This is a genomic window from Marinomonas polaris DSM 16579, assembly GCF_900129155.1.
GTDB lineage: Bacteria > Pseudomonadota > Gammaproteobacteria > Pseudomonadales > Marinomonadaceae > Marinomonas > Marinomonas polaris.
On the sequence record NZ_FQVF01000024.1, the window covers coordinates 1 to 15,733 of the forward strand.

Annotated in this window: 13 protein-coding genes and 2 tRNA genes; 8 read left to right on the top strand and 7 right to left on the bottom strand. The window is 42.2% G+C overall.

From position 1 onward, the window contains the following. Positions 1-19 precede the first annotated feature (19 nt). Both BUA59_RS20380 and BUA59_RS20385 read right to left on the bottom strand, forming a co-directional pair. Positions 20-94, bottom strand: a tRNA-Gly gene (locus BUA59_RS20380). A gap of 60 nt (positions 95-154) precedes the next feature. Further along, positions 155-230 (bottom strand) — tRNA-Glu (locus tag BUA59_RS20385). 131 nt (positions 231-361) lie between these two features. On the opposite strand from BUA59_RS20385, the gene BUA59_RS20390 reads away from it, so the two are divergent. The 3 genes from BUA59_RS20390 (at position 362) to htpX (ending at position 3,334) form a co-directional block, all read left to right on the top strand. Beyond that, entirely contained in the window at positions 362-931 is a 570-nt protein-coding gene (locus tag BUA59_RS20390) for a YajG family lipoprotein (RefSeq protein ID WP_012069971.1), read from the top strand. A 240-nt stretch (positions 932-1,171) separates the two neighbouring features. After that, the gene (locus BUA59_RS20395; protein ID WP_084122593.1) at positions 1,172-2,389 is read left to right on the top strand and encodes a pyridoxal phosphate-dependent aminotransferase; all 1,218 of its coding nucleotides are present in this window, start codon (positions 1,172-1,174) and stop codon (positions 2,387-2,389) included. 63 nt (positions 2,390-2,452) lie between these two features. Continuing rightward, on the top strand, positions 2,453-3,334 hold the full coding sequence (gene htpX, locus BUA59_RS20400; protein ID WP_072841654.1) for a protease HtpX: 882 nt from the start codon (positions 2,453-2,455) through the stop codon (positions 3,332-3,334). 79 nt (positions 3,335-3,413) lie between these two features. Here htpX and BUA59_RS20405 read toward each other — a convergent pair whose 3' ends face one another. From BUA59_RS20405 to gcvT, 4 genes are all read right to left on the bottom strand, one after another. Continuing rightward, positions 3,414-4,136, bottom strand: a complete 723-nt coding sequence (locus BUA59_RS20405; RefSeq protein WP_072841656.1) for a flagellar brake protein — start codon at positions 4,134-4,136, stop codon at positions 3,414-3,416. Positions 4,137-4,149: 13 nt separating this feature from the next. Then, positions 4,150-5,310 carry a 4-phosphoerythronate dehydrogenase gene (locus BUA59_RS20410; protein WP_072841658.1) on the bottom strand — a complete coding sequence of 387 codons (1,161 nt, stop codon included), beginning with the start codon at positions 5,308-5,310 and terminating at the stop codon, positions 4,150-4,152. Further along, positions 5,291-5,830: an elongation factor P hydroxylase gene (locus tag BUA59_RS20415; protein WP_072841660.1), complete on the bottom strand. Its 540-nt coding sequence runs from the start codon at positions 5,828-5,830 to the stop codon at positions 5,291-5,293. Before BUA59_RS20415 ends, BUA59_RS20410 begins: the two co-directional genes overlap by 20 nt. Positions 5,831-5,970: 140 nt before the next feature. Next, positions 5,971-7,071 (bottom strand): glycine cleavage system aminomethyltransferase GcvT, encoded by a 1,101-nt coding sequence (gcvT, locus tag BUA59_RS20420; protein ID WP_072841662.1) that lies wholly within the window; start codon positions 7,069-7,071, stop codon positions 5,971-5,973. Positions 7,072-7,442: 371 nt separating this feature from the next. On the opposite strand from gcvT, the gene glyA reads away from it, so the two are divergent. The 3 genes from glyA (at position 7,443) to gcvP (ending at position 12,103) form a co-directional block, all read left to right on the top strand. Continuing rightward, positions 7,443-8,720, top strand: coding sequence for a serine hydroxymethyltransferase (gene glyA, locus BUA59_RS20425; RefSeq protein ID WP_072841663.1), 1,278 nt, complete (start codon positions 7,443-7,445; stop codon positions 8,718-8,720). A gap of 57 nt (positions 8,721-8,777) precedes the next feature. Next, complete coding sequence (gene gcvH, locus BUA59_RS20430) at positions 8,778-9,161, top strand: glycine cleavage system protein GcvH (RefSeq protein WP_072841665.1); 384 nt, start codon at positions 8,778-8,780, stop codon at positions 9,159-9,161. Positions 9,162-9,238: 77 nt separating this feature from the next. Then, a complete protein-coding gene (gene gcvP / locus BUA59_RS20435) occupies positions 9,239-12,103 on the top strand; it encodes an aminomethyl-transferring glycine dehydrogenase (protein ID WP_072841667.1) in 2,865 nt (954 codons plus the stop codon). A gap of 167 nt (positions 12,104-12,270) precedes the next feature. On the opposite strand, the gene BUA59_RS20440 is transcribed toward gcvP, so the two are convergent. Further along, positions 12,271-13,176 (bottom strand): LysR family transcriptional regulator, encoded by a 906-nt coding sequence (locus BUA59_RS20440; RefSeq protein ID WP_245813209.1) that lies wholly within the window; start codon positions 13,174-13,176, stop codon positions 12,271-12,273. A 93-nt stretch (positions 13,177-13,269) separates the two neighbouring features. Between BUA59_RS20440 and BUA59_RS20445 the strand changes: the two genes are divergently transcribed. Both BUA59_RS20445 and BUA59_RS20450 read left to right on the top strand, forming a co-directional pair. Next, positions 13,270-14,433, top strand: a complete 1,164-nt coding sequence (locus BUA59_RS20445) for an MFS transporter (RefSeq protein WP_072841671.1) — start codon at positions 13,270-13,272, stop codon at positions 14,431-14,433. A gap of 154 nt (positions 14,434-14,587) precedes the next feature. After that, positions 14,588-15,649 carry a GGDEF domain-containing protein gene (locus tag BUA59_RS20450; RefSeq protein WP_175550801.1) on the top strand — a complete coding sequence of 354 codons (1,062 nt, stop codon included), beginning with the start codon at positions 14,588-14,590 and terminating at the stop codon, positions 15,647-15,649. The last annotated feature ends 84 nt before the right edge of the window (positions 15,650-15,733 follow it).

Genomic DNA, 15,733 nt, shown 5'->3' on the forward strand with positions numbered 1-15,733 from the left:
ACTTTCTACTTAAAGAAAGTGGAGCGGGAAACGAGGCTCGAACTCGCGACCCCAACCTTGGCAAGGTTGTGCTCTACCACTGAGCTATTCCCGCAAAAAACTTCTCATCCAGCACTAATTTTATGTAGACTATACAGCCAACCGTGTGAAAGGATGGCGTCCCATAGGGGGTTCGAACCCCTGTTACCGCCGTGAAAGGGCGGTGTCCTAGGCCTCTAGACGAATGGGACAACGTTTTAATCTTGCTGTGTGAGCGGGTGCGTATATTACTGTTACCAATCTGAAAATCAACAGTTTTTTTCATTAATTTAAGCTACTTAGAAAAAAAGTCGCTTTAGAAATCAATCTGATCGGAGCTATTATGCTAAACAAACAACTATTTTTAACACTATCCCTTTCAACGCTTTTATTAGCTGGCTGCTCTACAACGCACTATATAAGCATCACTCCACAAGAAAACGTTAAAACTGCAACCCTCTCTAATGAAAGAGTTATAGATGTGACCACCAGCACAAAACTGACCAATGCCGTTGGCTCTATTAAAACAGGCATTAATGAACGAGCTGACATTTTCACAACAAATGATGTAAAACAAAGCGTTAAGGACAGTGTACTAAGTGGCTTGCGTAAAATGGGCTTCACTCCAGACCAAGGACTAATGCCAGCTGCAGATCTGCAAATTGAAATTACTAAGATGAGTTATACAACTAAAGTAGAAACATTAAAGACAGTCGCCACTTTAGAGTTTGAGTTAAAGGCAACATTAGCAGCCAAAGGTCAAACCTATAAAGCCAACTATGGATCTCAAAAAGTTAGAGAGTACGGCACTATGCCTTACCAACAAGCAATCCAAGACGATATGAACGCACTTGCCAGCCAAACAGTTAATCGCCTCTTAAGTGATCCAAATATTATTGCCCTACTTAAATAAAACCCACTCCATCACGGGGCACTATTTCAGGCTAAGATAAATAAAACCAAAAGGCCAAACTGATGACGCATCAGTTTGGCCTTTTAATTGCTATGAATATCCACACCTCACTCAGCCCATCTAGAACATAAGCACATCTAGACTATTTTTTTAGCTATATATCAAGCACTCACCTTGAATGCGCTCAAGTAAAGAGTAAAGTTAGTATTTTCTCCGCCCAGCTGCAGTAAGGATAAAGTGGTGCAAATTCGTAAATCAAACAAACTAGCCAATATATGTTATGAAATCCGTGGTCCAGTCTTAAAAGAAGCTGTACGAATGGAAGAAGAAGGTCAACGTATACTCAAATTAAATATAGGCAACCCTGCCCCATTTGGATTTGAAGCGCCTGATGAAATCCTTGTTGATGTGATTCGTAACTTACCAACTTCTCAAGGCTACTGTGAATCAAAAGGTCTTTTTTCAGCCCGAAAAGCGGTAATGCAAAAGTACCAAGCCATGGGCATCAAAACTGCTGACGTAAATTACGTATGGATGGGGAACGGCGTCAGTGAACTTATCGTTATGGCTATGCAAGGCCTATTAAACGATGGCGACGAAATATTAATACCAGCGCCCGACTACCCTCTTTGGACTGCAGCCGCGACATTAGCTGGCGGCTACGTGAAACACTACTTGTGTGACGAGGGTTCAGGTTGGCAACCAGATATTAACGATATCCGCTCAAAAATCTCCAACAAAACAAAAGCCATTGTCATTATTAACCCAAACAACCCAACGGGTGCTGTTTATGAAAAAGACATCCTTGAGTCTATTGTTAACCTTGCAGAAGAACACAACCTACTGATCTTTTCAGATGAAATATACGACAAAATCCTCTATGACGAAGCTCAGCACATACCTACTGCCACACTGACAGAAGGAAGAGCCCCCTGCATTACCTTCGGCGGGTTATCGAAAGTGTATCGTACAGCGGGCTTCCGTTCAGGCTGGATGGTGATAACCGGAGATCGTAGTGGAATAAGTGACTATATAGAAGGACTAGACATACTTAGCTCTATGCGCTTGTGCGCCAACGTACCAGCCCAACACGCCGTACAAACTGCATTAGGCGGATACCAGAGCATAAATGAGTTAATTGTCCCTGGAGGTCGCTTCTATGAACAACGCAAGGTGGCATGGGAAGCACTAGACTCTATCCCGGGCGTTCACTGCCATAAACCTGAAGGCGCCCTGTACTTATTCCCAAGACTCGATTCCAAAATGTACAAAATCAAAAATGACATGGATCTTGTTTTACAATTCTTGCGAGAAGAGAAAGTACTTATAGTTCAAGGCACGGGATTCAACTGGCCAACACCAGACCATGTCCGCTTTGTCTTCCTTCCTCATATTGAAGAGCTAACACCCGCCATGGATAGGTTTGCTGCGTTTCTTGGTCGATTGAGAAAGCGCTAATCCTCTCTTGAAATAATCCAATAAAGCCCTACTATGCTCCTTAACAGTCTTTTAAGGAGCATAGTGATGCGTATTATTCTGTTTTTACTGACAAACTTAGCTGTCATGGTGGTAGCGGGTATTGTCTTAAGTCTTTTAGGCGTCAACGGTTACATGACCAGCAATGGCCTAAACTTCACATCACTGCTTATTTTCTGCGGTGTATTTGGCTTTACGGGTAGCTTGATCTCACTTCTTCTTTCAAAGTGGATGGCAAAGCGTGGATCAGGCGCAGTGGTTATTGAACAGCCTCGTAATCATAAAGAAGTATGGCTACTCGATACTGTCAAAGAGCTTTCACAAAAAGCAGGGATTAAAATGCCAGAAGTGGCAATCTTCCCTGCACACGAAGCTAATGCGTTCGCGACAGGCTGGAACAAAAATGATGCACTAGTTGCGGTTTCAAGTGGAATGCTAGATCGCTTCTCTCCCGATGAAATCAAAGCGGTTCTTGGTCATGAAATTGGTCATGTGGCAAATGGCGATATGATTACACTCTCTCTTATCCAAGGCGTCGTTAATACGTTCGTTATGTTTTTTGCTCGTATTGCAGCTTATGCTGTCGATCAATTTCTACGCAAAGACGACAATGAAGGTTCCGTTGGCTGGGGCTACTACATCGCGACATTTGTATTTGAAATCATCTTCGGCATCCTAGCCTCTATGATAGTTATGTGGTTTTCTCGCTTTCGCGAATTCAGAGCGGACGAAGCAGGTGCTAGATTGGCAGGCAAAGGCGCAATGATTGCAGCCCTTGCGAGATTACAACAAGAGCACGAAGAAAGCCGTATGCCAGATTCTATGCTTGCCTTCGGCATTCGTCGTGGAAAAAAACCTACGATGGGGGAATTGTTTTCAAGCCACCCACCGATTGAAGATCGCATTAAAGCGCTTCAAGCACTTTAATATCAAAGCACTACAATACAAAAACGCCAGCGCATGCTGGCGTTTTTGTTGGTTAAATAAAGATAAAGAAAGCAGGGGGTTATTTTGTTTTGTTACGTAAGGACTCTAGAATAAAAGCGATTAGCGGAATACCTACATCTTTTGAGACATCCACAAAACGAACGCCATAGACATAGAAGTACTCCACCCCCATACGACTCAAGAAATCATTATCAACTAGTGTAGCCTGAACTTGCTCAAGCATCTGAATTTCTTGCGATCTAATCTCACAATCCAATTTAAGAATGTGGTTATAAGATCCTATCTTAACATTACAGGCCAGACGCATTGTCTGGTTAACCGAACCAAAATCTTCTTTAGATATTAACTTAGCCCCCCCCAAACTCAAATCAATGATAATAGCAGAAGAAGATTCGCTAATTGACGTTGATAAAGTATTTGGCTCTATGTTAGATATAAGACGAGCCTCAACACGAGCGGCCTGTCTGACTTCGGACGTTTCTACATAACTTGGATAAGCAATATGGAGGTGAGCTGCGGGCTCCATATAACTTTTGGCAATCTTGCTTGAAAACGCACAAACATGAGTGCTCAACATCAAGCGAACATTAACCACCTGACTATCTCTCACCAATATATTTTTTCCATTTAATTTTGGGCAAGACACAATCAATGAGCTTTTTGGGATGTTACCAAGAACCTTCACCATGTAACGCCCTGGGGGAGAAATAAACTCAATTTGCACATTCGTCCCTATTGGTACATCAAGATCTCCTAGATCGACCTGCATTACTCCAGCCATGCAACTACCTTAGTCATGATTTATTGTCTACTGAAAAACCAGCGGCACCCATAAGATTGCACGCATCATTATTATTAGCACGAATCAAACAAGTATTTAATTCATCTCTTTCTACGTAATGCTTTCGCAACCAGTCAAAGACATTTTTTTCTTTATTTTCTCGATACTTATATCGCAATCTAACATCATCTCTAGCAACATCATAGATTGCTTGAATACTTCGAGCGAGCATTTCTTCTAGCAATACTGCCGAATCAACATCAATAGACGAAAACCACCCAGTACTGATAGCATCATTTTTACTAATAACATCTTTACTAATAACATCGGAGCTTAACTCCAAATGACGGCACAATTCCTGATATACCATCCATGTGCCTTTTTCACGACCTTGCTTGCTATAACCGGCAATATGGGGAGTTGCGATATCAGCAATAGAAACCAGCTTTTGATTAATAGAAGGCTCACCATCCCATACATCCAATATTAGATGAAGATCTCCATTCAGCTGACTATGTCGTTTAAGTAGCGCCACCTCATCAATAACACCGCCTCGACCAGCAGAAATAATAGCAGTCCCAGCAGATAATTGGGCAAGCTCTTTACTGCCAATCATTCCTTTTGTCGGATATACACCCAAACTAGTTAAAGGAGCATGCAAAGAAATTACATTACATAACAGAATTTCATCTAAAGAAACAAAATTAGCCGAGCTATCACCTTCTTCTTTAAGCGGATCATAAACGCACACCTGGCAGCCCATACGAGAAAAACGGTCATAAACTGTTTTTCCAACATTACCATAACCAATGACGCCAATTTTTTTACTTAACCAGCTGAATTGCTTCGTCATATAAAGATGACTTAAGCCACTAAAGACATAATCAGCCACAGCTTCTGCATTGCATCCCGGTGCACTGCTAAAGGCAATATTTGCTTTAACAAGATAATCCAAGTCAATATGATCTACACCTATTGTGGCACTACCGACAAAACGAACTGAACTCCCCTCAAGCAGCTCCTGTGTCACTTTTGTCACCGAACGCACTAAAAGAACATCCACATCTTTTACTTGTTCGTGCGTTAATGTTCGACCATTTACCAACTCAACATTACCTAAATGCGAAAACAAGGCTTTCGCGTTTGGCATATTCTCATCTGCAATAATTTTCATACTGTCGCTTTAAAAACTCATTAAATATTTGATCAGGAAGGCGTTGCGCCAATAAATACTTGGAAAAGGTCTTAGCCCTTTCAGGTAAACCAGAAACGATATACTTGCCAACCTGAGACATAACTGCCTGCTCAAAACCTTTCGAGTCATATTCGGGCATAGACAAGTTATCAACGCTGACGCGAAAAGGCAGCCCCGCCGACCAATGTAAAATACATTCGACTGCCTGAGGCTTCACCTCCACTTTCTCAAACTCTTTTTGCGTTTGAAGGTTACGTGAATCTGACTCGTACCAATAACCATAATCCTCTAGCAATCGTCTTTCGTGACCAGCAATACACCAATGACTCACTTCGTGCAGCGCGCTTGAAGGATAATCAAAACGAAAATATATAGCAGCCGAATCATTTAATTCAGCAGGCAAATAAAGAGGTTCATCTGCTCCACCAATAAGGCGGGTATTAAAACTTGAAAGGAAACATGCACTGAAGGCTTCCACAAGCTGCGTCGCACTTGCCAACTGTAGACTCCAAAAGTAAAGAATTATCACATAAGAAACAAAAACGCGCCACGCAAAGAACTAGGCTTCGCGTAACGCATTTTATTTGAAATTCAAATTGAGCTTAATTTAGCCCTAAGCTCAATAATACCTTAACCTAATTATCCGCGATAATAGCGAGAAGGTACAAAAGGCATCGCAGCTAGCTTCAGTGGAATACTTTTTCCTCTCACATTAGCGAACAACGGTTCGTCAACATCTAGAGCTTGAGTCGATACATAAGCCATGACAATAGGCTGAGCAAGAGTTGGCGAGAAACCACCACTCGTTACTGTACCTTTTACCTCTCCAGAAGCATCAGTGATCTCAACTCCTTCACGGACTGGCGCACGCCCATCAACCAAGAAACCAACACGCTTTCTTGCTGGCTTATTCGTAAACTGTGGCAATATAATATCTGCACCTGGGAAACCACCAGCACGATCACCCTCTAAACGACGGACTTTTTGTATTGCCCAATTAAGAGAAGCTTCTACTGGCGTCGTCGTCGTATCAATGTCATGGCCATACAAGCATAAGCCAGCTTCAAGACGTAAAGAGTCACGAGCACCAAGGCCAATCCATTCAACTTCATCAAAGGCCAACAAAGCATTAGCGAAAGCTTCAGCATGATCATTTGGAACGGAAACCTCATAACCATCTTCGCCAGTGTAACCAGAGCAGCTAATCCAAAGCTCAATTCCTTGCCACTCAAGTTTTAGACTTTGCATAAACGTCATCGTGGAAGCATCAGGAACTATACGAGCAAACACTTCACGTGCTTTTGGACCCTGAATGGCAAGCAAAGATCGATCGTCAATAACATCAACGTCACAATCAACCAAAGACGCTTTCAAATAAGCAAAATCTTGCTCTTTACAGCCCGCATTTACTACCATGAAAACGTCATCACCCCAGTTGGCAAACATTAAATCATCTGTAATACCGCCTTTTTCGTTAGTAAACATGCCGTAGCGCTGCGTACCTTCTGTCAAACCAAGTACATCAACAGGCAAAATACCCTCAAGTGCAGTTTTTACATTTTCGCCTCGCAGCATCACCTGCCCCATGTGCGATACATCAAACAAGCCCACGTTTTCACGAGCCCACAAATGCTCTTTCATTACACCCAACGGATATTGAACCGGCATTTCATAGCCAGCAAATTCAACCATTCTAGCGCCAGAAGCGATATGTAGATCACATAGAGCAGTACGTTTCATAACGAAAACCTTAATTAAAATTGTGATAGTGTCTGTTTCCAATTGGAAACAGAGTATCTAAAAGCAACTTGTTTTGACAAGCACTAAGCGACATTTATTCGGTAATATCTACAATCAAAACCAATAGATATCAATAAAAAATCTAAATGATCGGTCAACTTTAATGGCAAACAAACTTTATAATTGACTCACCTTTGCTGTTTCCAATTGGAAACTTTTTGATTATGATAAGCAAAATTGACGTAAACCGAACAATGACTGACGCTCTTAGAAAGATGATCTTTTTTCATCATCTTAGACTGCCTTAGTGTTATTATACGCACGACTCATTGTCTTTTGGGCATACATGTTTATTTAAGAGGAATTACCCCATGGCCAACACCGAAGCCTTTTTCAGCCAAACTCTAGCTGAACGAGATCCAGAGCTTTTTGCAACAATCGTTGAAGAGCAAGAACGCCAAGAAACTGGTATTGAATTGATTGCATCTGAAAACATCACTTCAAAAGCAGTTCTAGAAGCTCAAGGTTCTGTTCTAACTAACAAATACGCAGAAGGTTATCCGAATCGTCGTTACTACGGTGGCTGTGAAGCGGTTGATGTTACTGAACAACTTGCTATAGATCGTGCTAAGCAATTGTTTAGCTGTGAATTCGCAAACGTACAGCCTCACTCTGGCGCCCAAGCTAATGGCGCGGTGATGCTTGCTCTACTTCAACCAGGCGACACAATCCTAGGTATGTCTTTGGATGCTGGCGGTCACTTGACTCACGGCGCGCCACCAGCTCAGTCTGGCAAATGGTTCAATGCCATTCAATACCAAGTAAATCCTGACACACTATTGATCGATTACGATGCAATCGAAGCACAAGCAATAGAATGCAAGCCTAAAATGATTATCGCGGGTGGTTCAGCTATTCCTCGCGTTATTGATTTCAAACGTTTCCGTGAAATTGCTGACAAAGTTGGCGCTTACCTATTCGTAGACATGGCTCACATCGCAGGTCTTGTTGCAACAGGCGCTCACCCGTCTCCACTACCACATGCCCATGTTGTTACAACAACAACGCACAAAACACTGCGTGGACCACGTGGCGGTATGATTCTTTCCAACGATCTTGAACTTGGTAAAAAAATCAACTCTGCAGTATTCCCAGGCTACCAAGGTGGTCCACTAATGCACGTTATTGCTGGTAAAGCAGTTGCATTCGGTGAAGCACTTAAACCAGAATTCAAAGTTTACATCGACCAAGTAGTTGCTAACGCTAAAGCCTTGGCTGCTGTTTTGATCGAACGCGGTTGTGATATTGTTACCGGTGGAACAGATACTCATCTTATGCTAGTTGACCTTCGCCCTAAAGGCTTAAAAGGTAACATAGTCGATAAAGCACTAGAGCGCGCCGGCATTACTTGCAATAAAAACGGTATCCCGTTTGATACTGAAAAACCAATGATCACCTCTGGTATCCGTGTAGGAACGCCAGCGGCAACATCTCGCGGCTTTGGTATTGAAGAGTTCGAAAAAGTGGGTCATCTTATCAGTGACGTACTTGACGGTTTAGTTGATATGCCAGAAGGCAACCCTGAAGTTGAAGCTCGAGTGCTTGCAGAAGTAAAAGAGCTTTGTAAACGCTTCCCACTTTACCGCTAAAATCACATACCCAAGGCTTAACCTCCTTGGGTATTTTTTTAAAGAGGCATAAATACTATGAGCACTATTCCAGATAACCTAAAATACGCAGACTCTCATGAGTGGGTTTTAGACAACGGTGACGGTACAGTAACTGTTGGTATTACCGATCATGCACAAGATCTACTAGGCGACGTTGTTTACGTTGAGCTACCAGAAGTAGGCGCAGAAGTAACCGCTACAGAACAGTTCTCTCTTGTAGAGTCTGTAAAAGCCGCTTCTGACATTTATGCACCTGTTAATGGCGAAGTGATTGAAGTGAATGATGCACTTAACGATGCGCCAGAGCTAATCAACGAAGCACCATATGAAGGCGCTTGGATTGCTAAAATCAAGCTAAGCAACACAGCTGATCTTGATAAACTACTTGATGCTGCAGGCTATTCAGCCACTATCGAATAGTCTCAACTATAGGCTCTCCCTCTATTCTGTATTGAGAGCCTAATCTCCCAGATTTTATCTTAATAGGTGATTAAACCATGACCTCGTGCATCCGCGATTTGTTAAATAACGATGAATTTATTGCTCGCCACATTGGCCCTGATGAAACAGAACAAGCCAAAATGCTAGCAACAATCGGCATAAATAGCCTTCCAGAACTAATCGAAAAAACGGTTCCAGAAGCCATTCGTCAAGCAAATCTAGACCTTTCAGCTAAACCTGTTAGCGAAAGCGAAGCACTTGTGCAGTTAAAAGCCATCGCCAATCAAAACAAAGTGGCGCGTTCTTTTATCGGCATGGGTTATCACGACACACATGTGCCATCCCCTATTTTGCGTAACTTACTCGAAAATCCAGGTTGGTATACCGCGTACACACCTTACCAACCAGAGATTTCTCAAGGTCGTTTGGAAGCGCTATTAAACTTTCAACAAGTCATCATCGACCTAACTGGCATGGAAATATCTAACGCTTCTTTGTTAGATGAAGCAACGGCTGCTGCCGAAGCCATGACACTAATGAAACGCTCAAACCGCAAGAAAAGTGACAAGCTATTCGTTGCGAGTCACTGCTTGCCACAAACAATTGACGTTGTTAAAACCCGTGCCGAGCTACTAGACATAGAAGTCATCGTTGATGATATCGCTAACTTTGCACAACACGATGTCTTTGGCGCCATCTTCCAATACCCAGGAATTGACGGCACTGTTACTGATTTGAGTTCTGTTATTGCACATGCACATGAACAAGATGCTCTTGTCAGTATCGCTGTAGATCTACTTTCTCTTGTTCTATTGAAATCTCCTGGTGAAATGGGCGCTGACATTGTATTCGGTTCTGCACAACGCTTTGGTGTGCCGATGGGCTTTGGTGGACCTCACGCTGCTTTCCTGGCAACGAAAGACGCATTTAAACGTTCTATGCCAGGTCGCGTTATCGGCGTATCTAAAGACAGTCATGGAAAACCAGCACTTCGCATGGCAATGCAGACCCGCGAGCAACACATTCGCCGTGAAAAAGCGACTTCAAACATTTGTACCGCTCAAGCATTGCTTGCCATGATGGCTGGCTTTTATGCAGTTTATCACGGCCCTGCTGGCCTTAAGAAAATCGCTAATCGCATTGCTGCGTTGACAAGCTGCTTTGCTAACGCTATTAAAAAGCAAGGCTTCACAACGAACACAAGCTACTTTGATACCGTTATCGTCAACACTGGCGATCAAACAGACAGTATCATGGCAAAAGGCGCTGCGAAGTTAATGAACTTCTACAAAGTGTCTGAAGGCCAAATATCTGTCGCACTAAACGAAACCATCACGCCAAATGATCTTATCGATTTGGCTGAATGTTTCGGTGCAGAACTATCGTTAGAAGACATTGCTAACACTGAAACAGCATACGGTTTTGATGCTTCGATGCTACGTCAAGATGCCATCCTGACTCACCCAGTATTTAACAGCCATCACAGCGAAACCGAATTGATGCGCTACATGCACCAATTGGAAGTGAAAGATATCGCACTAAACCAAAGCATGATTCCTCTTGGCTCTTGTACAATGAAGCTAAACGCTGCCTCTGAAATGATTCCTGTTACTTGGGCTGAATTCGGTCGTATTCATCCGTTTGCACCAAGCAATCAAGTTGCTGGCTATCACGCATTATTGCAAGAGCTTGTCGAGATGCTATCTAAAGCAACAGGCTACGACACAGTGTCTTTGCAACCAAACTCTGGTGCACAAGGTGAATACGCTGGCCTTATCGCTATCGATAAATACCACAAATCTCGTGGCGATCATGACCGCGATGTATGTTTGATTCCAAGCTCTGCACATGGAACAAACCCAGCTTCTGCTGCTCTTGCCGGCATGAAAGTTGTGATTGTTAAATGTGACGAAAACGGCAACATTGATTTGGTAGATCTTGCTGAAAAAGCAGAGAAGCATGCAGCACAACTTAGCTGCATCATGGCGACTTATCCATCTACTCACGGTGTATTCGAAGAACACATTCGTGAAGTCTGTGACATCGTTCATAAATTCGGCGGCCAAGTGTACATTGATGGCGCGAACTTAAACGCACTTGTGGGCGTCGCGCCTCCGGGCACATTCGGTGGTGATGTTTCTCACCTTAACCTACACAAAACATTCTGCATCCCACATGGTGGTGGCGGTCCTGGCATGGGTCCAATTGGTGTTAAATCTCACCTTGCACCTTTCCTACCGGGTCACGCTGTTGCGCCAGTTATGGGTATGCTTGAGCAACACGGCGCAGTATCTGCAGCACCGTACGGCAGTGCAAGCATCCTTGTGATCACTTGGATGTACATTAAAATGATGGGGGACAAAGGCTTGCGTGATGCAACCTTCAACGCCATTTTGAATGCTAACTACATCGCTAAACGCTTAGGCGAGCATTACCCTGTTCTTTACACTGGCAAAAACGGTACTGTGGCACACGAGTGTATTATCGACATTCGTCCACTAAAAGCAGAGTCAGGCATCAGTGAAGAAGACATCGCTAAACGCTTGATGGACTTTGGTTTCCACGCACCAACCATGTCCTTCCCTGTTGCTGGTACGTTAATGATCGAACCAACAGAATCTGAAAACCTTGAAGAACTAGATCGCTTCTGCGACTCCATGATTCAGATTCGTAAAGAGATCAGCAAGGTACAAGCTGGCGAATGGCCACTAGAAGATAACCCGCTAGTTAATGCGCCACACACAGCAGACAGTCTTCTAGATATGGAATGGACGCATGCGTACTCACGCAAAGAAGCCGCTTATCCACTTACTTGGATCAAAGCACGCAAATACTGGCCACCAGTTGGCCGTATCGACAACGTCTACGGTGACCGAAACCTATTCTGCGAATGCCCACCAATAGACAGCTACGAAGGCTAATCTTCGAAGCCCATAAAAAGCACTAGAAACGAAAAAGGCGAATCAGCGATGATTCGCCTTTTTTAGTTCCGCATAAAACAGCATCAAAAACAAATAAGGGGAACTTCAAACTAAAAGATAAATATCTCATTTTTATGATCATATTTATCATATAAATTCATTTTTATTTACTCACACTCACGACCACCCCAGTGCTCAAGCAGCGCATCACGAAACATCATTAACTTGGCTGATCGATGTCGAGCGGATGGATAGAGAAGTGTTAAAGGCGTCGATGATCGAGCATATTCATTTAAAACGGGCGTCAACAACCCGTCTTTCAAATAATCCTCTACGAAAAAAGTCATCAATTGTGCCATACCAATACTCAATAACGCGGCTTCTACTAAAGGATCTCCATGATCAACAACTAAGCTTCCTCTAATGGGAAAGTCAGCATCTTTCTCATTATTCCGAAATGTCCAAGGAAATAATTGCCCAGTAGCTGGATTTCTAACTTGCATGCAATTATGTGTAGCCAATTCCTCTAACTCCTTTGGGGAGCCATAAGATTCAAGATATTTTGGTGATGCAACCGTCACCCAATCAGCTGCCTTAAGAGGCCGCGCAATCACTCGGCTATCCTGAATATTTCCGCTACGAATGACAGCATCAAACCCTTCGCCTACCAGATCAACCACTCGATCAGTTAATACCAACTCTATGGTGAGCTGTGGGTACTCATCCAATAATTTAGCGACAATAGGCATAACAACAACCCGGCCAAATGCTGATGGTGCGCTAATCTTCAAACTGCCTTTAGGTTCAAGCCCATATTCCAGTAACTCTTGATGCGCCTCTTCAAGGCCGCCAACTAACGGCTTAACACGTTTTAAAAATAACTCGCCATCTACTGTTAACTTTAAATTACGCGTATTACGGTGCAATAGGCGAAGACCTAACTGGGATTCCAATCGATTGACTGCTCTAGAGATACCAGATTGAGTCACATCTAATTGTTGAGCGGCAACAGTAAAACTCAGATTTTCAGCCACTTTAATAAATTGCCTTACAGCATTAAGATCGTATTCCATGATTTTATTCATTACTCAAATGATTTAATTGCATTTATCAAACTTAAATCATTAAAGATAATCTCACAACTTAAAACTATGTTGGAGAGAGAAATGCGAACACCACTACCCATTAGTGTTTATATGCTGAGTTTTGGCATTTTCATTATGATCAGTTGCGAACTACAAGTATTAGGCATGATGGAACAATTAGCAGCAGCGTTGACGATCAGCATCGCTCAGGCAGGATATTTAGTTTCTATTTTTGCTGCTAGTATGGCCATTGGTGGCCCCATATTGGCGATATTAGTTTCTAGACTAGCCGTTAAAAAAACCTTGATGATGCTCTACATCATCTTTATTTTAGGTGAACTACTTGGCGGTTTTTCGAATACTTTTAGCCAACTAGTCATCGCTCGATCTATAACAGGCATGGTTTCAGGTGCATTTTTTGGTGTTTCTATTGGCTTATCAGCTCGACTTGTCAATTCAGATAGCAAACTTAAAGCCATATCAACGGTATTAGCAGGTATTATGCTTGGCACCATCATAGGCTTGCCGCTGGCTAAAGTAGTGTCTGAATACAGCAACTGGCAAACCAGTTTTTTCCTTGTTGTAGGTCTGGCAAGTATCAGTGCTTTATTGACACACTTGACCCTACCCGATCTTTCGCCCGAACCACCACAACCTCTTAGAAAAGAATTAGGCGCTATTTTTGATACTCGGCTTTGGTGGGTGTTTTGTACCAGTTTCTGTATCATTGGTGCCGTATACGCTCCGTTTAGCTATATAGTCCCTATTCTCAATGAAACATCTGGAATATCTCAAAACAGCATCACATTAATTCTCTTTGCATACGGTGGCATTATGCTCATCGGAAACAATTTGGTTGCTAAAATGGCAGCGAAAAATACAAAAAGAACGCTCGTAATAGGCATCAGTTTTCTAATTGTCAATCTGTGTATATTTGCCCTTTTTAATGATTATCATTGGCTAGCAATAACCTGTACTTTACTGCTCGGGTTATGTGGCGTAAGCCTAAACCCTGCCATGGTCAGTCGATTAATGGAATTGCCTCAAGGCGGTCGTGCATTTATCAACACGCTACATGCGTCAATGATAACTTTAGGTATCATGTTTGGCAGCTTTACTGCTGGAATAGCGTTATCGTTCGGCTACCAGCTAACAATAACCATTTGGGTAGGTGCTGCTATTGCTTTTTTCGGTTTATTGATTTTGACATTTAGCCCTATAAACACACATACACTTTCTAAATAGTTAAAACGTCAAACTATTAAACGCTCATGTAACCGTTTTAGTACAAAAGTCACGAACAGACACCTTTCGTTTCAATTCTTCTATCGAACGCCACCTATATTTTATTTACAATAAACATACTATGTTTTGAGAAAGTAAAATGTACAAATGCTATTTGAAGAAAGTATTAGAATGGTTACTTGGGAATAAAGACAATCCATTTGAGTACACACATCACGCTATATTGCTAGTAGGCACGGTTCTATACATCTACGCAGCTATAGCGAACTACTACCTTGAACTAGCAGGCATATACAGCATCTACTTCCAGCTTGTTTTAGCCCTTTTAATTTTTGTCATTTGGTATCTATCTCGCTGGCGAAACCAATTCAAAAAAATGAGAATTGCATTTATTACTATCATTATATTGGTATCAATACCTGCAAATTGGATTGGCAACGGAGGATCAAATGGCCCTACCTATTTTGTCGATCTTGGTTTACTTATTTACATCTCTGTCTCATTCAAAGACCTAGGGATTTATCGTCGCCTCGGGCAATTTTTTTGCATCATCATTCCTATCCCATTAATTTTATTTGAAAAGGAATACCCCGATATTATTTTTCAATATGCTACAGAAACACAGAAGCAGATTGATCTAACAATTACCTTTATCATTATTGGTCTTTTTTTGATCGTTATGATGGAAAGCTTATCCACCAGATTCAAATTAGAAAGAAATAAAGCAGAACAGCTATCTAAGAAACTGCGCAACTTATCAGAAAAAGACTCACTTACTGGCCTATATAATCGCAGAATATTAGATAAGCAATATTCATTATGGAAAACACAAGACCGAATTTTCAGCTTTGCTTTATTGGATTTAGATCATTTTAAAAAACAAAATGATCAATGGGGACACAACTATGGGGATGATATCTTGCGAACGTTTTCATCTCTATTAAAGGATGTTGCTATAAACAATAAAGGTTTCGCTATAAGACTTGGCGGGGAAGAATTTGTCCTTCTGCTTCCCTTGTCAGCTGATGGCTCCTACCAAATAATCCGTCAAGCTGCAGATACATTCAGCAAAACTCCCTTACTACATGGGCCGGTTACATTTAGTGCCGGCGTAGCTCAAAGCACGCCCAATGACAACCAAAGCGAGCTATTAAAACGTGCTGATAATTTAATGTATCAGGCTAAGAACAAAGGTCGTAACTGTATTTGCAAATAAATAATTGCTTACAGGTGGCAGGTTAAAAAGGACGCCAGTTCACCTCCAAACAAAACAAGGGGTGGAATATCCACCCCTGTCAAA